This window comes from Klebsiella sp. 64, assembly GCF_018223915.1.
Taxonomy (GTDB): domain Bacteria; phylum Pseudomonadota; class Gammaproteobacteria; order Enterobacterales; family Enterobacteriaceae; genus Klebsiella; species Klebsiella pneumoniae.
Window position 1 is genome coordinate 275,344 of the sequence record NZ_JAGRQZ010000003.1, and the last position, 20,183, is coordinate 295,526.

22 protein-coding genes and 3 tRNA genes are annotated in these 20,183 nt (G+C 55.0%); 14 read left to right on the plus strand and 11 right to left on the minus strand.

The annotated features are described in order from the left end of the window. Positions 1-109 precede the first annotated feature (109 nt). The 5 genes from osmY to KHQ23_RS04430 all read right to left on the minus strand — a co-directional run bounded on the left by osmY (position 110) and on the right by KHQ23_RS04430 (position 4,150). Positions 110-730: a molecular chaperone OsmY gene (gene osmY / locus KHQ23_RS04410; protein WP_004146042.1), complete on the minus strand. Its 621-nt coding sequence runs from the start codon at positions 728-730 to the stop codon at positions 110-112. A 219-nt stretch (positions 731-949) separates the two neighbouring features. Next, entirely contained in the window at positions 950-2,539 is a 1,590-nt protein-coding gene (gene prfC, locus KHQ23_RS04415; protein WP_002887711.1) for a peptide chain release factor 3, read from the minus strand. 90 nt (positions 2,540-2,629) lie between these two features. Continuing rightward, the gene (gene yjjG, locus KHQ23_RS04420) at positions 2,630-3,307 is read right to left on the minus strand and encodes a pyrimidine 5'-nucleotidase (protein WP_004146044.1); all 678 of its coding nucleotides are present in this window, start codon (positions 3,305-3,307) and stop codon (positions 2,630-2,632) included. 14 nt (positions 3,308-3,321) lie between these two features. Next, positions 3,322-3,768 carry a ribosomal protein S18-alanine N-acetyltransferase gene (gene rimI / locus KHQ23_RS04425; protein ID WP_032413370.1) on the minus strand — a complete coding sequence of 149 codons (447 nt, stop codon included), beginning with the start codon at positions 3,766-3,768 and terminating at the stop codon, positions 3,322-3,324. Further along, positions 3,737-4,150, minus strand: a complete 414-nt coding sequence (locus tag KHQ23_RS04430) for a DNA polymerase III subunit psi (protein ID WP_032435537.1) — start codon at positions 4,148-4,150, stop codon at positions 3,737-3,739. Before KHQ23_RS04430 ends, rimI begins: the two co-directional genes overlap by 32 nt. Positions 4,151-4,252: 102 nt before the next feature. On the opposite strand from KHQ23_RS04430, the gene rsmC reads away from it, so the two are divergent. From rsmC to KHQ23_RS04450, 4 genes are all read left to right on the plus strand, one after another. Continuing rightward, positions 4,253-5,281 carry a 16S rRNA (guanine(1207)-N(2))-methyltransferase RsmC gene (gene rsmC, locus KHQ23_RS04435; protein ID WP_004177499.1) on the plus strand — a complete coding sequence of 343 codons (1,029 nt, stop codon included), beginning with the start codon at positions 4,253-4,255 and terminating at the stop codon, positions 5,279-5,281. 171 nt (positions 5,282-5,452) lie between these two features. Further along, positions 5,453-5,539, plus strand: a tRNA-Leu gene (locus tag KHQ23_RS04440). Between the two features lie 28 nt (positions 5,540-5,567). Beyond that, positions 5,568-5,654, plus strand: a tRNA-Leu gene (locus tag KHQ23_RS04445). 31 nt (positions 5,655-5,685) lie between these two features. Continuing rightward, positions 5,686-5,772: transfer RNA gene (locus tag KHQ23_RS04450), tRNA-Leu, on the plus strand. Positions 5,773-5,793: 21 nt separating this feature from the next. Here KHQ23_RS04450 and KHQ23_RS04455 read toward each other — a convergent pair. Further along, on the minus strand, positions 5,794-6,033 hold the full coding sequence (locus tag KHQ23_RS04455; RefSeq protein ID WP_002887654.1) for a DUF1435 domain-containing protein: 240 nt from the start codon (positions 6,031-6,033) through the stop codon (positions 5,794-5,796). Between the two features lie 70 nt (positions 6,034-6,103). Between KHQ23_RS04455 and KHQ23_RS04460 the strand changes: the two genes are divergently transcribed. The 3 genes from KHQ23_RS04460 (at position 6,104) to fhuF (ending at position 8,239) form a co-directional block, all read left to right on the plus strand. After that, positions 6,104-6,274: a hypothetical protein gene (locus KHQ23_RS04460; protein WP_004221147.1), complete on the plus strand. Its 171-nt coding sequence runs from the start codon at positions 6,104-6,106 to the stop codon at positions 6,272-6,274. Positions 6,275-6,297: 23 nt separating this feature from the next. Next, positions 6,298-7,344 (plus strand): GGDEF domain-containing protein, encoded by a 1,047-nt coding sequence (locus KHQ23_RS04465; RefSeq protein ID WP_002887653.1) that lies wholly within the window; start codon positions 6,298-6,300, stop codon positions 7,342-7,344. 106 nt (positions 7,345-7,450) lie between these two features. Continuing rightward, a complete protein-coding gene (gene fhuF, locus KHQ23_RS04470) occupies positions 7,451-8,239 on the plus strand; it encodes a siderophore-iron reductase FhuF (protein ID WP_002887652.1) in 789 nt (262 codons plus the stop codon). Positions 8,240-8,288: 49 nt separating this feature from the next. Here the strand turns inward: fhuF and KHQ23_RS04475 are convergent, their stop codons facing one another. Next, positions 8,289-9,632, minus strand: a complete 1,344-nt coding sequence (locus KHQ23_RS04475; RefSeq protein WP_002887650.1) for a PTS cellobiose transporter subunit IIC — start codon at positions 9,630-9,632, stop codon at positions 8,289-8,291. Positions 9,633-9,969: 337 nt separating this feature from the next. On the opposite strand from KHQ23_RS04475, the gene KHQ23_RS04480 reads away from it, so the two are divergent. After that, positions 9,970-10,428: a YbaK/EbsC family protein gene (locus tag KHQ23_RS04480; RefSeq protein ID WP_004151383.1), complete on the plus strand. Its 459-nt coding sequence runs from the start codon at positions 9,970-9,972 to the stop codon at positions 10,426-10,428. A 5-nt stretch (positions 10,429-10,433) separates the two neighbouring features. Here KHQ23_RS04480 and bglJ read toward each other — a convergent pair whose 3' ends face one another. From bglJ to pobA, 4 genes are all read right to left on the minus strand, one after another. Further along, positions 10,434-11,108: a DNA-binding transcriptional activator BglJ gene (gene bglJ, locus KHQ23_RS04485; RefSeq protein WP_002887647.1), complete on the minus strand. Its 675-nt coding sequence runs from the start codon at positions 11,106-11,108 to the stop codon at positions 10,434-10,436. Beyond that, the gene (locus tag KHQ23_RS04490; protein ID WP_002887645.1) at positions 11,069-11,791 is read right to left on the minus strand and encodes a LuxR C-terminal-related transcriptional regulator; all 723 of its coding nucleotides are present in this window, start codon (positions 11,789-11,791) and stop codon (positions 11,069-11,071) included. The genes bglJ and KHQ23_RS04490 overlap by 40 nt, the downstream gene beginning before the upstream one ends. A 265-nt stretch (positions 11,792-12,056) precedes the next feature. Then, complete coding sequence (locus tag KHQ23_RS04495) at positions 12,057-12,938, minus strand: helix-turn-helix domain-containing protein (RefSeq protein ID WP_002887643.1); 882 nt, start codon at positions 12,936-12,938, stop codon at positions 12,057-12,059. A gap of 16 nt (positions 12,939-12,954) precedes the next feature. Further along, a complete protein-coding gene (gene pobA, locus KHQ23_RS04500; RefSeq protein ID WP_004146953.1) occupies positions 12,955-14,139 on the minus strand; it encodes a 4-hydroxybenzoate 3-monooxygenase in 1,185 nt (394 codons plus the stop codon). 279 nt (positions 14,140-14,418) lie between these two features. On the opposite strand from pobA, the gene KHQ23_RS04505 reads away from it, so the two are divergent. From KHQ23_RS04505 to opgB, 6 genes are all read left to right on the plus strand, one after another. Beyond that, positions 14,419-15,195, plus strand: a complete 777-nt coding sequence (locus KHQ23_RS04505; protein ID WP_016946263.1) for a threonine/serine exporter ThrE family protein — start codon at positions 14,419-14,421, stop codon at positions 15,193-15,195. Further along, positions 15,186-15,659, plus strand: coding sequence for a threonine/serine exporter (locus KHQ23_RS04510; protein ID WP_002887631.1), 474 nt, complete (start codon positions 15,186-15,188; stop codon positions 15,657-15,659). The genes KHQ23_RS04505 and KHQ23_RS04510 overlap by 10 nt, the downstream gene beginning before the upstream one ends. A 102-nt stretch (positions 15,660-15,761) precedes the next feature. Beyond that, the gene (gene dnaT, locus KHQ23_RS04515; RefSeq protein WP_002887624.1) at positions 15,762-16,301 is read left to right on the plus strand and encodes a primosomal protein DnaT; all 540 of its coding nucleotides are present in this window, start codon (positions 15,762-15,764) and stop codon (positions 16,299-16,301) included. Positions 16,302-16,303: 2 nt separating this feature from the next. After that, positions 16,304-17,041 carry a DNA replication protein DnaC gene (gene dnaC, locus KHQ23_RS04520; RefSeq protein WP_024622969.1) on the plus strand — a complete coding sequence of 246 codons (738 nt, stop codon included), beginning with the start codon at positions 16,304-16,306 and terminating at the stop codon, positions 17,039-17,041. Between the two features lie 65 nt (positions 17,042-17,106). After that, a complete protein-coding gene (locus KHQ23_RS04525) occupies positions 17,107-17,598 on the plus strand; it encodes a DUF2501 domain-containing protein (RefSeq protein ID WP_004177504.1) in 492 nt (163 codons plus the stop codon). Positions 17,599-17,855: 257 nt separating this feature from the next. Next, entirely contained in the window at positions 17,856-20,147 is a 2,292-nt protein-coding gene (gene opgB, locus KHQ23_RS04530) for a phosphatidylglycerol--membrane-oligosaccharide glycerophosphotransferase (protein WP_004222503.1), read from the plus strand. The last annotated feature ends 36 nt before the right edge of the window (positions 20,148-20,183 follow it).

Here is a 20,183-nt window from a genome sequence, read left to right on the forward strand (position 1 = left end):
GGACGGTGAACAGCGGTTTGCGCACCCTTTCTGTATAGCTCATCGCTCAGTGGATGCTGCTATTCGTTCGGCAACCTTGGCCAGACAACACTTTTGTTAATAACTCGGTTTACTTAACGCTAAGATCGTTGCGCACGCTTTTCACACCGGAGACCGCTTTCGCAATCTCTGCGGCACGCTCCGCCTGCGCCGCGGAAGCCACCGTACCGGTCAGATGTACCGCGCCGGCGTTGGTTTCGACTTTCACATTGCGCGAAGGGACAATGTCATCCGCCAGCAGCTTGGCTTTCACTTCGCTGGTAATGGCGGTATCCCCGGCATAGCCTTTCAGCGTCGCCGTCTCGCTCGATGATTTATGATGGACCGTCAGCTTGTCGTTAACGTGTGAGACGCCTTTGACCTCTTTCGCTACGCTCAGTGCCTGACTTTTCTGTTCAGCACTGGTGACGTCGCCGCTGAGGGTGACCACTTTATTCTCCGTTTTCACCGAAATATCGCCGGAGTTAATATCTTTATGGTCGATCAGCGCCGCTTTTACCCGTGCGGTAATGGTACTGTCGTCCATAAAATCGCCGACTTTGTTAATCGAATTATCTACCGCCTCTCCCGCATTGCTGGCAGCCGACTTCGCACTGTCTACCGTTGTTTTTTCCGTCTCTGCCGAGGCGTTCAACGCGGCTAAGCCTAAGAAGAGCGCCAGCAACATATTGGCATTCTTTAGTCTGGTCATCGTTATGTCCTCGTTTTTTCACCAGCGCTGGCGTCTTATCGCAGTGAATTACGCCAGCATTTTTAAAAACACGAATTAAATATAGTAGACAGACGAAGGGGTTGCGGAGGATATGGATAAAAAACAGACGAATTAGCGGTGTTTTAAGAACTTTCCAGAAGGAAGGGAACGGGGGCGTAACCAGAAAAAAGCGCGGCCTGCGCCGCGCTTCGTCAGGGATTAGTGCTCGCGCGTTTTGCGGAACACCACGTCAGGGTAACGCTCCTGCGTCAGGTTCAGGTTGACCATTGTCGGGGCGATGTAGGTCAGGTTATCGCCGCCATCCAGCGCCAGCTGAACTTCATTTTTCCGCTTGAACTCTTCGAACTTCTTCACGTCAGTAGATTCAACCCAGCGCGCGGTGGCCACGTTGACCGATTCGTAAATCGCTTCCACGTTGTATTCGCTTTTCAGACGCGCTACCACCACGTCAAACTGCAGCACGCCGACGGCGCCAACGATTAGATCGTTATTAGCGATCGGGCGGAAGACCTGGACCGCGCCCTCTTCAGAGAGCTGAACCAGCCCTTTCAGCAGCTGTTTCTGCTTCAGCGGATCCTTCAGGCGAATACGACGGAACAGTTCCGGCGCGAAGTTCGGAATACCGGTGAACTTCATCATCTCGCCCTGGGTAAAGGTATCGCCAATCTGAATGGTGCCGTGGTTATGCAGGCCGATGATATCGCCTGGGTACGCTTCTTCAACGTGCGAGCGATCGCCCGCCATAAAGGTCAGCGCGTCGGAAATCACTACGTCCTTGCCGATACGCACCTGACGCAGCTTCATGCCTTTTTCATATTTGCCGGACACCACCCGCATGAAAGCCACGCGGTCGCGGTGTTTCGGATCCATGTTGGCCTGAATTTTAAACACGAAGCCGGTGAATTTCTCTTCCGTGGCGGTGACTTCACGCGTGTCGGTGTTGCGCGGCATCGGCGCCGGGGCCCACTCCACCAGGCCATCCAGCATATGGTCAACGCCGAAGTTACCTAACGCGGTTCCGAAGAAGACCGGGGTGATTTCCCCGGCCAGGAACAGATCTTTGTCGAACTCATTCGACGCCCCCTGCACCAGCTCCAGCTCGTCACGCAGCTGCTGCGCCAGGTCTTCCCCCACCGCCGCGTCGAGATCCGGGTTGTTGAGCCCCTTCACGATACGCACTTCCTGGATGGTGTGGCCTTTACCGGTCTGATACAGGTAGGTTTCGTCTTTGTAGAGATGATAAACGCCTTTGAACAGCTTGCCGCAGCCGATAGGCCAGGTAATCGGCGCGCAGCCGATTTTCAGCTCGTTCTCGACTTCATCCAGCAGCTCCATCGGATCGCGGATATCACGGTCGAGTTTGTTCATAAAGGTGAGGATCGGCGTATCGCGCAGACGGGTGACTTCCATCAGCTTACGGGTCCGATCTTCGACGCCTTTTGCCGCGTCAATCACCATCAGGCAGCAGTCCACCGCCGTCAGGGTACGGTAGGTATCTTCGGAGAAGTCTTCGTGCCCCGGGGTATCCAGCAGGTTCACCAGGCAGTCATGATACGGGAACTGCATTACCGAGGTGGTGATCGAGATACCACGCTGCTTTTCCATCTCCATCCAGTCGGATTTCGCGTGCTGGCTGGAACCACGACCTTTTACTGTACCGGCGGTCTGAATCGCCTGTCCGAACAGCAGCACCTTTTCGGTGATAGTGGTCTTACCGGCATCCGGGTGAGAAATAATGGCAAAAGTGCGGCGTTTGGCCACCTCTTGCAGATAAGGAGACAACGTCATAATTAATCTTCTAAGTAAACGCGGCCATGGGCCACGCATGTGGAATACGAAAAATTGCGGCTATTTTACCCATCAACGGGGGGGAGGCAATCAGTGTTTACACAGGAGCTGCTCCAGTTCGCTTAACGAGGTCACCGTCCAGTCCGGCTCAAGATCCGCCGGCAGCTCGCGCTGATGCGCATTGAGCCAGCAGGTCGCCAGTCCGGCGTTCACGCCGCCGCGAATATCCGACTCGGCGGTATCACCGACCATCAGCACCCGCGAGCGCGGTGGGTTACCCGCCTGCGCCAGCGCATAATCGAAAATACGCGCGTCCGGCTTGGCGACACCCACCTGTTCAGAAATAATCAGCAAATCAAAGTGATCGCGTAAACCTGTCCGCTCCAGACGAGTCTGCTGCAGCGAGGTAAAGCCGTTGGTGATGATGCCCATTCTGACCTTGCCCTGCAGCGCGTTGAGCAGCGAGACCGCGCCCGGCAACGGGGCACAGATTTCCGCCATCGCATTCATAAACGCGTCGTTGAGTTCCCCGGGCGGCACATTCAAACGTTCCGCCCAGCTGTCAAAACGCTGGTGCTGCAGCTGCAGCGAGGTGATGGCGCCGTTTTGGTAATCCACCCATAGCGGCTTGTTCACGGCCTGATAGTCCTGAAAATCTTCGGCGGTAAAGGTCACGCTGTAGTCGAGAAACATCCGCTGCAAGCCGCTGAAAGAATCAAACGTAAACAGCGTTTCATCGGCATCAAAGAAAATCCAGTCCCATTTCATCGTATCACCTTGTGTTACATACTGATTGGCAGAGCCATAATAATGGCGTCTTCGCGTCCGTCGGCCGTAGGATAGTAGTTGCGGCGGATGGTTGCCTCATTGAAACCTACGCTCTCATACAGCGCGATGGCGGCAACGTTGGATGCTCGCACCTCCAGCCACAGCGTGACGACGCCGAGTTTTTCGACTTCATCAATGACATGCTCCAGCAGCGCTCGCCCCAGGCCGCGGCGCTGGTACGCGGGATCGACGGCGATATTGAACAGCGTCGCCTCATCCAGCACCACTTGCGTAATGGCGAAAGCCGCCATTTCGCCATCTACCGATAGCTGATAGTTGCGATAGCGCTCCCCCTGGTTACTGGCCAGAGTCTGTTCGCTCCACGGGAAAGCGTGGGCGCGTTTTTCGATGTGCCAGGCTCTGGTTAAATCAGCCGTGCTGAGGGTATAAATCGTGTTCATGTGCGCAGATTTGTTGCCAGAGCGCCCTGCGAGCCGGCGCGCTGGTCTGGAGTTCATCAAAAGCGGGGGTGGACACCTGGGCGCCCGCCAGCGGCAGCGACGCCTCTGTGCCCAACCGCCAGCTGTTGCAGCGGCTGTCCTGCGGCAGCATCGCCACCCGCTCCGGGGTCAGCTGCAGGACCTGATCTGGCGTCACGGCCAGCGCGCGTAATATGTCGCCAATCAGCGGCTCTGTCAGCGACGGCGGGGTTTCCGCCACCATCACCAGACGAATATGGTCAGGAAGCGAGATAGCGATTTCGCCCTGCAACGCCCCCGGTCGGCGCAGCGACCACTGGGTAATGCCCAGCTGCTGTAATTGCCAGTCTCGTCGGGATGTCATAGCGAAACACTCCTGTTAAACAAGCGCGCAATATAGCAAATCCGTCGTATCTGCGCCAACAAACTACTATAATCGGCGCCAGTCTTAATGAAGGAGTGTTTCATGTCCGCTTTTACCCCGGCAAGTGAAGTCTTGCTGCGCCACAGTGATGATTTCGAGTCCGCCCGCGTTCTGTTTGCCGGTGACCTGCAGGATGACCTGCCTGCGCGTCTGGATACCGCGGCCAGCCGCGCCCACACCCAACAGTTCCACCACTGGCAGGTCCTCAACCGCCAGATGGGTGACACCGTCCGTTTTAGCTTAGTGGCTGAGGCCGCTGACGTCGCCGAATGCGACACCCTGATCTACTACTGGCCAAAGAACAAACCAGAGGCGCAGTTCCAGCTGATGAACCTGCTCTCTCTGCTGCCGGTGGGAAGCGACATTTTCGTCGTCGGTGAAAACCGCAGCGGCGTCCGCAGCGCGGAGCAGATGCTGGCTGAATACGCGCCATTAAACAAAGTGGATAGCGCCCGCCGCTGTGGCCTCTATCATGGCCGTCTGGAAAAGCAGCCGACCTTCGACGCCGACGCATTCTGGGGCGAATACACACTGGATAATCTGACGATAAAAACCCTGCCGGGCGTCTTCAGCCGCGACGGTCTGGACGTCGGCAGCCAGCTGCTGCTCTCCACCCTCGAGCCGCATACCAAAGGGAAAGTGCTCGACGTCGGCTGCGGCGCGGGCGTGCTGGCCGCCGCGCTGGCCAGCCATTCACCGAAAGTGCGCCTCACCCTGTGCGACGTCAGCGCCCCGGCGGTCGAAGCCAGCCGCGCGACGCTTGCCGCCAACGGCCTGGCTGGCGATGTGTTTGCCAGCAACGTCTTCTCCGAGGTCAATGGTCGCTTCGACATGATCATCTCCAACCCGCCATTCCATGACGGCCTGCAGACCAGTCTCGAAGCCGCCCAGGCGCTGATCCGCGGCGCGGTTCGCCATCTGAACAGCGGCGGCGAGCTGCGCATTGTCGCCAACGCCTTCCTGCCGTATCCGCAGGTGCTGGATGAAACGTTCGGCTTCCATGAGGTGATCGCTCAGACCGGGCGCTTTAAGGTCTATCGCACCATCATGACCCGTCAGGCGAAAAAATAATCGTCTTTTCACGCCGGCGGCCCGCTCCTGGTACCGCTGGCGCTTCCCGCGGGCAAATCCGCCCATTTTTGCAGCAATCGATACAACCTGCATAATTAACTATTGACGTGTCGCCGAAAACCACTAGAATGCGCCTCCGTGGTAACGATACTTTCAGAGTATCGATGGTATGCGAAGGTGGCGGAATTGGTAGACGCGCTAGCTTCAGGTGTTAGTGTCCTTACGGACGTGGGGGTTCAAGTCCCCCCCCTCGCACCATAATCCACGAAGATATTGCTCGCACTGGGCGAAGGTGGCGGAATTGGTAGACGCGCTAGCTTCAGGTGTTAGTGTCCTTACGGACGTGGGGGTTCAAGTCCCCCCCCTCGCACCAACGAGGCAATATCCCAAAGAAAGAATACTGTGCGAAGGTGGCGGAATTGGTAGACGCGCTAGCTTCAGGTGTTAGTGTCCTTACGGACGTGGGGGTTCAAGTCCCCCCCCTCGCACCAATATTCTTCCCTCTCCCGGCATTATCCTCTCAGTTTAATATCCACAATCATCAGCATTATTCCGCCGATCAACGCGACACACGATGGCAGCAGGATAAAATGGCGCAATTGACGATGCCAGATCATCGCCGCGGACATCAGCATGCCCACCGCGACCAGTACCCGCCATACGTCAGCCGACACTCCGGCATACCCGAGAGCGACAATTAGCGCGCCGGGAATCATCACTCCCCAGCCGCTTCCTAATGCTCGCTGCAGCATGGTTTCACCTCTTACAACGATAATGATAACCAATATCATATGATAATCTTTATCATTTGTCATTTGCGACGTGCTCTGCCCCTTTTTCTTTACGTTCGCGGTAATGACATACATTCATGAAGGTGATAAATTAAGCGGATTATCGATATATATTAAATATTTTGCTTATTTTGCAAATAACCTTTTTTTGCACATTGTTATCAGACTCTTCATTTTTGGCTTTCATCATTTTGAAATTTAACGACTAATAATGATTCTTCCGATATGACTGCACAAACCTGGCGAGCACACTACGCACAAAAATATCAATATTCCTTACGGCTTTTTTTACTGCTTAATTTCATTTCTTCCTCGCTGTCGCTGGTCACTCCCCTATTTACGGTAGTTCGTTTTACGCTGCCCTGCGCCCTGATCGTCGTCTGCAGCGGGCTGCTGCTGCTCTGGCACTGGAAATGGCCGCAATCGAAAATAAATATTCCCACTATCTCGTTGTTATTTGGCATGCTATGGGCATGGCACGTAGTGACAAAAGCGATGCTATTGACACCGCCGCATTTTAACTATCTGGTGATCGCCCTATTAAGCATTCTGTTTATCGGCACCATCGCTTTTTCCAATAATATCACTGCCTTTACCCTCCACTCTTTACCAACTTTCCTTGCCTGCCTGATAATGGCGGAGGGGGAACAATGGTTGCGTATGACTTACTGCTTTATGCTGCCTATAGCCGGTATTACCCTGCAAAATATTATCCAGAAGCGCAGCGATGCCTTTACGCAGGGTTTAATGGATAAACTGATGCATGAACGCAATACGCTCAACGATCTCAGTATGCTCGATCCCCTGACCGGTTTGTATAATCGCCGCGGACTGCAGAACCGCCTCGATACCCTGCTGGCGCTGGACGGCGACAACCACTACGTGCTGCTCCTCGATATCGATCACTTCAAGGCCTATAACGATCACTATGGTCATATGATGGGTGACCAGGCGCTTATTCGCGTCTCTGCTGCCATTCGCAACGCTGTACGCTCACGCGATATTGTCGCCCGCTTTGGTGGAGAGGAGTTTATGGTGCTGCTGACCAATAGCAGCGAAGAAACGGCCTGGAAGACAGCCGAACGTATACGTCAGCGGGTCTATGACCTGAAGATCCCGCATATGTTTAATGAAAGCGTCGCCACCAACGTCACCATCAGTATTGGCCTGACGCCGCTCATTAATGACAACATTGAACAAGCGCTGGCGCGCGCCGACGGCGCACTCTATGAGGCAAAAAATAAAGGCCGCAACATTATTCTTGCCAGTTGACCTGCGCGCGCTGCGACATCGCGGCGCCGATAAAAGCCTTGCCATGCCGCCTGCAAGCAACTAATATCAGTAATCATTATCATTTAGATTTGTATCTGGAAATCGAATGGCCTGGCGTTCCCTTCCTCTCAGCGATGAACTTATCTGGCGGGCTCCTTTGCCGACGGCTGAGCATGCCCTGGCGGAGAGTATTCGGGAAAAAATCGCCACCCTGCGTCCACACCTGCTTGATTTCCTGCGACTTGACGAACCCGCCCCACGGCACGCGTTAACGCTTGCCGAATGGTCGCAACCCATCGCCTTGCGCTCCCTGCTGGCCACCTGGTCCGATCATATCTATCGTCATCAGCCGACGCTGCCTCGGGAACAGAAGCCTCTGCTCTCGCTCTGGGCGCAATGGTATATCGGCCTGCTGGTGCCGCCGCTGATGCTGGCGCTGCTCAATGAACCGCAAGGCCTCAGCCTGGCGCCAGAACATTTCCATGTCGAATTTCATGAAAGCGGCCGGGCGGCCTGCTTCTGGATTGATGTGCATAGCGATGCCGACATCGAGAGGCTTTCACCGCAGGCGCGAATGGATGCCCTGGTAACGCGCACCCTGCAGCCGGTTGTTGAGGCGCTGGCAGCGACGGGCGAAATCAATAGCAAACTTATCTGGAGCAATACCGGCTATCTGATTAACTGGTATCTTGGGGAAATGCGCGCGCTGCTGGGTGATGAGCGGCTTGCCGCGCTACGTCAGCACTGTTTTTTTGAAAAACAACTCGCCGATGGCCAGGATAACCCGCTGTGGCGAACGGTGATGCTGCGTGAAGGGCAGTTAGTCCGACGCACCTGCTGTCAGCGCTATCGCCTGCCGGATGTCCAACAGTGCGGCGACTGTACGCTTAAATAATTACCACTTACCTGAAAAGTAACGGGCGGCCTTTACCGCCCGTTGCTATTTATGCGGTCTGTTGACTCTCCTGCTCCGCCCGCTCGGCCTCTTCCGCTTCCTGAGCAAGCAGCTGTTTCTCATATACCTTAAAGAATGGGAAGTAGATGATTGCCGACACGCAGGCCAGAACAATGACCAGAATCGCCGCCCGGAAATCCCAGCCCAGCGCCCAGGCGCCGCCAATTGGCGCTGGCGCCGTCCATGGTACGACGGAGATGACGCGGCCAATCAGATCCAGCTTCATTGCCGCCCAGGCCAGCACCGCGTTCACCATCGGCGCCAGCAGGAACGGAATAAAGAACACTGGGTTCATGACGATAGGCGTCCCAAAGATCACCGGCTCGTTGATATTGAACAGGCTTGGCACCACGCTCAAACGACCAATGGAGCGCAAATGCGCTGAACGGCTGCGCAGATAACAGAACACCAGTCCCATGGTCGCCCCGGAACCTCCGACCACGATAAAGAAGGTCCAGAACGCCTCCATAAAGATATGCGGCAGAGGCGCGCCCTGGGCCAGCGCCTGCTGGTTCATACCGAGGTTAGTCAGCCAGAACATCTGCAGCATCCCGGACACGATCGCCGCACCGTGGATCCCGGCGAACCACAGCAGGTGGCCGATCAGCACCGCCAACAGAATTGCCGGCAGAGAGTCGGCTGCCGAAACCAGCGGCTTGAAAATGGCCATAATGGCCTGCGGGATCAGCATGTCAAAATGGTGCTGGATAAACAGGCTCAGCGGATAGAGCGTCAGCACGACCACCAGCACCGGGATCAACAGATCAAACGAGTTTTTGATCATCGGCGGAACCTGGTCCGGCAAGCGGATCCCAATGTTGTGCGCTTTCAAGAAACGCATCATCTCCACGCAGTAGATCGCCACCAGGATGGCGGTAAAGATCCCGGTCCCCCCGAGGCTATCCACCGGCAGCGTGCCATTGGTCTTCGGCGCGGCAATCAGCAAAAAGGCCATGATCGACAGCATTGCGCACATAAAGGGATCGAGCTGATTGGATTTCTCGTAATGCTTACCGAGGTTATAGGAGATTGCCGCGCAAATGTAGATCGACATAATCCCCATCGTCATATCAAAGGGGGTCAGAATACGCCCCTCAAACTCTTTCGCCAGATCCAGCCAGGCGCGGGCAAAACCCCAGGTGGTATCCGGTGAGAACGGTGGATAAGCAAACACTAACAGGAACGATCCGACGATCATAAACGGCATCGCTGAGATAAATCCGTCACGGATAGCCATGACGTGGCGCTGCGACGAGATCCGCCCTGCTATGGGGCTTATGTAATTTTCTACAAAGCGAAATATCAAATTAAACGCAGCATGGTTAGCAGACATAGTAGCCCTCCTGACAGGCTATTGATACTGGCCCAACAACGATTACCCTGCCGTTACGATGACCGCTTTTTGACGCAGCAGGCCGCTGGCGGATGTGCAACCGGCTATACTGCTCATGAGGCAACGATTCATACACGGCTCTTTTGTTATAAATAAAAGGAGAAGTGACTGTTCCAGTATTCATCTCAATGCAGATAACCGCAACCGGTTACAGTAACCGGTTACGGCGATTGTGAAGGAGATCGACAAAATAGAAAGAATCTGGATTGTCCGCGCTGATATTTACACTCCGCCAGGCTTGTGACAGATTTAACCAGGCTTAAATCAGGAGAATCCAATGAGTCTGCAGTCTGTACGGCAGTTTTTTGCCGAACACGCCCCCGATATCGAAATTATTGAGTTAAATCAGAGTACCGCCACCGTCGCACTTGCCGCTGCCGCACACAACGTTGAGCCGGGGCAAATTGCCAAAACGCTGTCGCTCAAGATCAAAGATAAGATTGTACTGATCGTCGCCAGGGGCGATGCGCGGCTGGATAATAAAAAGCTGAAAGAGACCTTTGGCGCGAAAGCACGCATGCTAAGCAGCGATGAAGTGGTTACCTGGACCGGTCATCCGGTCGGCGGCGTTTGCCCGTTTGGTCTGGAAAATCCGCTGGCAGTCTACTGCGACGTCTCTCTCAGACATTATCAGGAAGTACTACCCGCAGCGGGAGCCATCCATAGCGCGGTTCGCATTGAACCAGAACGCATGGCGCAGCTCACCGATGCAACATGGGTAGATGTGTGTTTATAGCCGCATTACGCTACCTGTTTAACGGCGCTGGTCGTACTATTGAGCGGTAAATGCAACAGGATATCCGCCGCGTTTAATAAACCAATGTCTGAGCGAACTCCGAGCTTGGTCATGGCGTTAAACTTATGCGCGCGGATCGTTTTAATATTCCGGTTGAGCTGTATCGCAATATCAGAAAGCGAATATCCCCACGACATATACCGAAGGATGGCGTGCTCCGTCGGGCTTAGCGGATCGTTGCACGCCTCTCTGTCGCAAAATTGTTCGCTGCCGCTGAGATGATGATTGTCCAGTAGCTGCAGCAAACGCTCCTGTAGCCCGCGTCGCGGCGCGGATTTATTCAGTATGCCGTGCAAACAGGCCGGCATAAGATGGCCGATCAGGTGCATTTCACTTTCATTATTAGCCAGAATAATCGTTTGGACTTCCGGCCGGCACCGCGCCATTTCATGAACAAAGAGCAGACTCTCGGCTCGTGAAGAACGACTTCCCGAAAGAGAAAAAATAATGGTTGACCAGGGAAACGGTATTTCCGCCGCCCTGAGCATACTGACATTTTTAAACAGATGAATATGATAACGGCGATTATCTTCACGACTAAAGATATAGCGCCATGCCATTTCCGTCATCACGCATTTTTCTACGATGGCGACATGGCGGGTTGTACTATTTTTTTCCATTCCATTTGCTCCCCGTAAGCTGAATTGATATTCAGCTCTTGCATTCCCTGCGCGCTGTTGATCCAGGCATACATTTCAGCGTTGCTGCGTAGCGATAAGCGACGCATTGCGCTGTTTTTCTGCGCGCTGATCGTCTTATTACTCTTTTTCAACAGCGCGGCGATCTGGTTTATTCCCCACCCCTTCGCCAGAAGGCGCAGAACTTTACGCTCTGAAAGAGTGAGCATCGCCGCAGAGTGGTAGCTTGCGAAATCGCTGTCCTCATCCCCGGCAAACAGCGTACGGCTAATCTGTTCAGCCGCACGGCTACCGGCGCAAATCACCTCAATCAGCCGGTTAACCGGCTCGCTCTCGGAGATCAACGAGCTTTCAGGACGAATTAATAGCTCAACGGCCAACGGATAGAGGCTGTCGCTGACCATAAAAACCCAGTGAATATCACGGTACTGGGTCATGAGGGAGTAATAACGCTCGCAGACGGCTCGGGGGTGCGCAATCTCGCCGGAGATATCCGCGACAACCAGCACCGCCCGCCGCAGTTGTAAAAGGGTGAGCTCATCATGAGAACGACAAAAACTCAGTTCGTAATCAGGGAGGTTCTCATTGAAGATCACCTTTAACCCTGATTGCATGACGGGAATTTTACTAATAACGACGCCAAACTTACCTTGTCCTGGTAACATAACACCTCCGCTTCCTGTCGAAGTTCCTTCGCTTGCCTGCAAACGATCGGCGAGTGACTTTATCGCCATATCATTTCCTGGATGAATATTAAAATCATATTCATGGCCTGCGCACACGATATACGTAACGACCGAACCGTGGTCATACCGTGTAAAATATTATTGCCGTGTATACTTGCGATTAATATTAACACAGACGTTCCTGCGCTAATAAATTAGAAAAGATAAAAACATTATTTAGCAAAAATAATTTCAGTACTGAACATTATGAAGCATTATCTTTAATTGTTTCTCTAAATGCTTTGGGTGACATACCGCTATAGCGACGGAAAAAACGCGAAAAATAGGCTGCATCGCTAAACCCCAAATAATCAGAGAGTTGTGTAATCGTCATGCGGGTGTACTGCAGATTGCGTCGCGCTTCAAGCATCAACCGCTGATGCAATACTCCAAGAGCGCTACAGCCATAAAACTCACGACATAAATAATTTAAGTGCGTAACCGACAGTCCAATCAGCTTCGCATACTCCGCCAACGGGAGATGCTGTCGGTAGTGGCTCTCGATAAGGCGGGCGAAGTGACGCATCATGCTGCGCTTCCGCTCCGCTTTATCTTCCGCGGGGGACGCGGGATGGCACTGTCGGTTCAGCCAGACCAACAGCGTCCCCAGCAGCGAATAGAGCATCATTTCTCGCGCATCGTGCTCTTCGCAGTACTCCTCGCGAAGCGCTGAAAACAGCGTATGCATGCGCCCGCGAGAACGGCCCACCGGCACACACTGCGGCACGCTAAGCACATCCAGAGGGCGACCGAACTGATTTTCAAACCGGCTCAGCAGCGGCAGCGCCAGAGAGAGCACAAACCCTTGCGTCCCGGGTGAAAAATTAAACCCGTGAATACAGAGGGCGGGAACCACCTGGATGCAGGACTCCGTCATCACCGCGGTGGCGCCTTCAATTTCGATCTCCGCCCGCCCCTGATGCAGATAGAGAAGCTGGACCATTTCCGCATGCTGATGGACGCGAATATGCCACTGATACAGGCTGCTGCGCTGTAAAATCGACTCACAGTGCAGCAGGTCCGGCGTCGGCCAGCCGCACTCTTCGCCATACAGCTTAAATACGGGCACGGTTTGAACGAACGGCATGATGACTCCTCTTAATTCAGGCGACACGCTCCATGGGCAAGCCCACGTAGTTTTCCGCGATGGTGGTCAGCCCGGCGCGCGAGCCCAGATAGTAGCGGCGGTCGGCGGCCTGCATTTTAGCGTCGAACGCGTTCTGATCCGGAAAATCATGCAGCAGGCGGGTCATAAACCAGCTAAAGCGTTCCCCTTTCCAGACCCGATCCAGCGCCAGTTGCGAGTAGGCCGCCAGCAGATCGCTGCGGCCACGATGGTAGTATTCGCGCAGAATCCGCCACAGATAGTTCACGTCCGATGCCGCCAGATTTAATCCTTTCGCCCCGGTTGGCGGAACGATATGCGCCGCATCCCCCACCAGGAACAACCGCCCATATTGCATCGGCTCCACGACGAAGCTACGCAGGGGGGCAATGCTCTTCTCAAGTGAGTGACCAGTCACTAACCTGGATGCCAGCTCCTCCGGCAAGCGGCTTTTCAGCTCCTGCCAGAAGCGCTCGTCCGACCATGCTTCAACCTTATCGCTCAGCGGAACCTGCAGATAATAGCGGCTGCGAGTCAGTGAGCGTTGACTGCACAATACAAACCCCCGCTGATGGTGCGCATAAATAAGCTCCGGATTGACCGGCGGCGTATCCGCCAGCAGGCCTAGCCAGCCAAACGGCCACACGCTCTCGTAGGTCTGCAAAATGCCAGCTGGAATACTTTGCCGCGATACGCCGTGGAAACCGTCGCAACCGGCAATAAAATCGCACTCCAGACGGCAGGTTTCCCCTTCGCTGAGGTAGGTGATCGTCGGCCGGTCGCTTTTGGCGTCATGGATAGCCACCTCGCTCACGCCATAGACGATCGGCGCGCCGCTGGCGGCCCGGGCAGCCATCAGATCGCGGGTGACTTCGGTCTGGCCATAAACCATTACGCTCTTACCGTCGGTTAGCTCGCTCAGTGCGACGGGCACCCGCTGGCCGTCAAACAGAAACTCCACCCCATGATGCACCAGGCCTTCGGCATCCATCCGCTGCGCCACGCCCGCTTCGCGCAGCAGATCGACGGTGCCGCTTTCCAGAATTCCCGCGCGGATGCGCCCCAGCACATACTGCGGCGTTTGACGCTCAAGGATCACGGTATGGATCCCGGCGTTGTGCAGCAACTGCCCCAGCAGCAGCCCGGAGGGGCCCGCGCCAATAATCGCGACCTGTGTCTTCATAGGGATGTCTCACTCTTGCAGGGTTAATTATTTGTATAATTTTTGTTTAATAAAAGTGCTTTTCTGCATTTTTGATAAGTCAGTGGGGAAAAAGAAGGGATGAATGGCGACAAAAATTGCACTTTTCACCAAACTGGCAAAAGTGTGGGATGCTTCAAATTCTGCCGCCCCGCAGACTAGGAATTTTTGCACATTATTTGATCCCACCCCCCTCAGCCGCCACTGCGCTTCAGGTTAAAGTATCGGCAGATACCAGGCGTCGTGAACAATAGAGGAAGTATGCAGGTTGATCGGACACAGCAGCGGGCAATCACACGTTTATGCATCCAGTGTGGTCTTTTTCTGTTACAGCACGGCGCCGAGAGTGCGCTGGTGGAGGAACTGTCAACACGTCTCGGGCTGGCGTTGGGGATGGACAGCGTTGAAAGCGCCATCTCTTCGAATGCCATCGTCCTGACCACCATTAAAAATGGCGAATGTCTTACCTCTACGCGCAAAAATGTCGATCGCGGCATTAATATGCATGTGGTGACGGAAGTGCAGCACATTGTGATCCTCGCCGAGCATAAGCTGCTGGACTATCGCGACGTCGAGAAGCGTTTTGCGCAGATCGTTCCCCTGCGCTATCCGCGCTGGCTGCTGGTGCTGATGGTGGGTCTTTCCTGCGCCTGTTTCTGCAAACTGAATAACGGCGGTTGGGATGGGGCGCTGGTCAGCTTCTGCGCAAGCACGGTAGCCATGTACATTCGCCAGGTGCTGACCCATCGCTCCATGCATCCGCAGATCAACTTCTGCATCACCGCCTTTGTCGCCACCACCATCTCCGGGCTGCTGCTGCGCCTCCCGACGTTTGCCAGCACGCCGACCATTGCCATGGCCGCCAGCGTTCTGCTGCTGGTCCCGGGTTTTCCATTAATCAATGCCGTCGCCGATATGTTTAAAGGGCATATCAATACCGGACTCGCCCGCTGGGCGATTGCCAGCCTGCTAACCCTCGCCACCTGCATTGGCGTGGTGATGGCCATGACCGTATGGGGGCTGCGCGGATGGGCATAATCTCATTTATTTTTGCGCTGGCGGAAGACATGCTGCTGGCGGCGATCCCCGCCGTCGGGTTTGCGATGGTCTTTAATGTCCCTCAGCGCGCTCTGCGCTGGTGCGCGCTGCTGGGGGCGATTGGCCATGGCTCGCGTATGATCATGATGAGCGCCGGTTTTAACATTGAATGGGCCACCTTTCTCGCCGCTCTGCTGGTGGGCAGCATTGGCATTCAATGGTCGCGCTGGTATCTGGCGCATCCGAAGATTTTTACCGTCGCCGCCGTGATCCCGATGTTTCCTGGCATCTCAGCCTACACGGCGATGATTTCCGCGGTAAAAATCAGTCATTTTGGTTATTCGGAAGAGATGATGATTTTGCTGCTGAGCAATTTTTTAAAGGCCTCTTCGATTGTGGGCGCCCTTTCGATTGGCCTGTCGATACCCGGCCTGTGGCTGTATCGTAAGCGTCCTCGCGTCTAACCCCGACGTCGCGGTTAATCCGCGACGCTCCTTCCGCGATAGCCTCTGTGCTACTATGTGCAGATCACCCCACTCTTTGCAGTTCAGAGTTGAGATAGAGTTATGTCTTCGCGAATTTTAACCTCCCATTTTAGCGGCCTGGAAGAGTTCCTCCAGCAGCACGCGGCGCTGCTGGCAAAATCGACTGACGGCACCGTTGCCGTTTTTGCCAATAACGCGCCGGCATTCTATGCGCTGACGCCAGCGCGGCTGGCGCAACTGCTGGAGCTGGAAGCCAGGCTGGCGCGCCCCGGCAGCGACATCGCGCTTGACCCGCAGTTTTTCGAGGAGCCCGCCGCGGCGCCGGTTGCGGTGCCGATGGGCAAATTTGCTATGTACGCCGGATGGCAGCCTGACGCCGATTTTCAGCGCCTGGCCGCGCTGTGGGGCATTGCCCTGAGCCAGCCGGTTACCCCCGAAGAGCTGGCCGCTTTCGTCGCTTACTGGCAGGCGGAAGGTAAAGTCTTTCACCACGTGCAGTGGCAGCAGAAGCTGGCGCGTAGCGTGCAAATCAGCCGCGCCAGCAACGGCGGACAGCCGAAGCGCGATGTGAACAGCGTTAGCGAACCCGACAGCCATATTCCGCGAGGTTTCCGAGGATGAGCATGAAAAACGTTGGCGACCTGATGAAACGCCTGCAGAAAATGATGCCGGCACATATTGAACCGGCGTTTAAAACCGGCGAAGAGCTGCTGGCCTGGCAAAAAGAGCAAGGCCGGCTGCGTTCCGAAGCGCTGGAGCGAGAGAATCGCGCGATGAAAATGCAGCGCACCTTCAACCGCTCGGGGATCCGCCCGCTGCATCAGAACTGCTCCTTTGATAACTATCGCGTCGAGTGCGAGGGGCAGATGAATGCGCTCGCCCGGGCGCGCCAGTACGTGGAAGAGTTCGATGGCAATATCGCCAGCTTTATCTTCTCCGGTAAACCGGGCACTGGCAAAAACCACCTGGCGGCAGCCATTTGCAACGAGCTGCTGCTGCGCGGGAAGTCGGTCTTAATCATCACCGTGGCCGATATTATGTCGGCGATGAAAGATACCTTCGGCAACCGGGAAACGAGCGAAGAACAGTTGCTTAACGACCTCAGCATAGTCGACCTGCTGGTGATCGATGAAATTGGTATGCAGACGGAGTCTCGCTATGAAAAGGTCATTATCAATCAGATAGTTGACCGGCGCTCATCCTCCAAACGACCTACCGGGATGCTCACCAACAGCAATATGGAAGAGATGAACAAACTGCTCGGCGAGCGGGTGATGGACCGTATGCGGCTCGGCAACAGCCTGTGGGTTATCTTCAATTGGGAAAGTTACCGGCACCGCGTTACAGGCAAGGAGTATTAAGAGATTTCCGGGCGACGACGGCGTTATACTAAAGCGATTATTCAGTCACGCTTATGAGTCCGTCTATGAAATCGTTTAAAAATAGCGTTGTTGCCGCGCTTGCCGTTAGCGCGTTTACCCTCTCTGGCGCCCACGCCGCCTCCTGGCAGGATTCCCTTAACAGCGCTGCCAGCCAGCTCAGCGGCAGTAACGCCCAGGCCAGCGGCGGCATGTCCGTCTCCTCGCTAACCAGCCTGCTTAACGGCAGCAGCCAATCCCTGACCGCCAGCAGCATGAATAATGCGGCCGGGATCCTGTCATATTGCGCGAAACAGAAGCTGGCCTCCGTGACCAGCGCCGATAACGTCAAAAATCAGGTGCTGGATAAACTGGGGCTTAGCACGCCGGAAAAACAAAAACAGGACACCAGCTATCTGGATGGCCTGCAGGGGCTGCTCAACAGCAAAAACGGCCAGCAGTTGGACCTGAATACGCTCGGCAATAGCTCGCTGGCGAAACAGGTAAAAACCAAAGCCTGCGATCTGGTCTTAAAACAGGGTGTTAATTTCCTCTCCTGATCCTGACTGACAAGGCCGCATTTGTTGCCTTCGCGGCGGCGCCGCGGCCTGAAACGCTTTTTTTTGCAGTTTTCCTGTTTCGTTTTCCCATTTCGCCCGATGCGATGCCGATCAAAAAAGGCAACTTCTAAACCAATTCTGAATAACTGCACACTTTCATGACGCTAGAATTGCAGCAAGATGGCGCTGCAATTACAGTGGGGCTTGAAAAGTAATCTGTTCTGCCAGCCGATAACTGGCATTAATGAGGATGAGCTGTGTCAGAGTTGTTATCCATCGCCTTATTTTTAGCTTCGGTGGTGCTGTATGCCTGGAAAGCGGGTCGTAACACCTGGTGGTTTGCCGCCACGCTCACGGTGTTAGGCCTGTTCGTGGTGCTGAATATCACCCTCTACGCCAGTGACTACTTCACCGGCGACGGCATCAACGACGCGGTACTCTACACTCTGACCAACAGCCTGACCGGCGCCGGGATCGGCAAATATATACTGCCGGGGGTCGGCGTGGCCGTCGCACTGGTCGCCGTCTTTGGCGCCCTCGGCTGGGTGCTGCGCCGCCGTCGGCATCATCCTCATCACGTCGGTTACAGCCTGGCGGCGCTACTGCTGGCGCTGGCCTCCGTTGATGCCAGCCCGGCCTTCCATCAGATCAGCGAGCTGGTGAAATCCCAGTCACGCGAGGGCGATCCAGACTTTGCCGCGTACTATAAAGAGCCGTCGAAGCAAATCGACAATCCGCAGCTGAACCTGGTCTATATCTATGGCGAAAGTCTCGAGCGCACCTATTTTGATAACGACGCCTTCCCCAACCTCACCCCTGAGCTTGGCAGAATTAAAGCTGAGGCCATTGATTTCAGCAATACCATGCAGCTGCCGGGGACCGATTACACTATCGCCGGCATGGTCGCCTCACAGTGCGGCATTCCGCTGTTCGCGCCGTTCGAAGGTAATGCCTCAGCCTCAGTCTCCAGCTTCTTTCCACAGAATATTTGCCTTGGCGATATTCTGAAGAACTCCGGTTACGAGAATTACTTTGTGCAGGGGGCTAACCTGCGCTTTGCCGGCAAAGACGTGTTTCTTAAATCCCACGGCTTCGATCATCTGTACGGGGCGGAAGAGCTAAAAACTACGGTGGCGGATCCTACCTACCGCAACGACTGGGGCTTCTATGACGACACTGTGCTCGACGAGACCTGGAAAAAATTCGAAGAGCTGTCGCAGTCCGGGAAACGCTTCTCGCTCTTCGCCCTGACGGTGGATACCCACCATCCCGACGGTTTTATCTCACGCACCTGCGAGCGTAAACGCTATGATGTGGACGGCAAGAAAAACCTCTCTTTCAGCGCCGTTAGCTGCAGTCAGGAACATATCGCCGCGCTGATAGAGAAGATTAAAGCCTCACCCTATTTCAAAAACACGGTCATCGTGGTCTCTTCCGATCACCTGGCCATGAAGAACAGCGCCTGGGATTATCTCAACAAGCACGATCGCAGCAATCTGTTCTTCGTCCTGCGCGGCGATAAACCGCAGCAGGAGACCCTGGCGGTGAAACGCAACACCATGGATAACGGCGCGACGGTGCTGGATATTCTCGGCGGCGATAACTATATCGGCCTCGGGCGTAGCAGCCTCTCCGGCCAGTCGCTCTCCGGTATTTTCATGAATATGAAAGAGAAAGTCCTGGCATGGAAGCCTGACGTGATCCGCCTGTGGAATTTCCCCAAAGAAATGAAGAATTTCACCATCGACTCGCAGAAAAATATGATCGCTTTCTCCGGCAGCCATTTCCGTCTGCCGCTGCTGCTGCGGGTATCTGACCAGCGCGTAGAACCGCTGCCAGAGAGTGAATACTCTGCGCCGCTGCGCTTCCAGCTGGCCGATTTCGCGCCACGGGATAATTTCGTGTGGGTCGATCGCTGCTATAAAATGGGCCAGCTGTGGTCGCCTGAGCTGGCGCTCTCCACCGACTGGTGCGTCTCGCAGGGACAGCTGGGGGGTGAGCAGAAGGTCCAGCACGTTGATAAGCCGCAGTGGCACGGCAAGACCGCCTTCAGGGACACCCTTATCGATATGGAGCGCTATAAGGGCAACGTCGATACGCTGAAAATTGTCGACAACGATATTCGCTATAAGGCCGACAGCTTCGTGTTTAACGTCGCTGGCGCCCCGGAAGAGGTTAAACAGTTCAGCGGTATTTCGCGTCCCGAGTCGTGGGGGCGGTGGTCCAATGCTCAGTTGGGCAGCGACGTGAAGATTGAATATAAAGAGCCGCTACCGGAGAAATTTGATCTGGTGATCACCGCCAAAGCTTATGGCCCAAACGCTAATAAGCCGATTCCGGTGCGAGTTGGAGAAAGTGAGCAAGTGCTCACTCTGGATAATGACGTGACTACCACGACGCTGCATTTTGACAACCCAACGCGCAGCAACACGCTGATCATCACCCCGCCGGACCCGCAAACCACTAACGAGGGCAATATCCTCGGCCACTCCCCGCGTCAGTTGGGGATCGGCATGGTGGAGATTAAAGTGGTGAAAAGCGAAGGCTAACGCAATCCTGCCCGGCGGATTTTCGTGCCGGGCAGC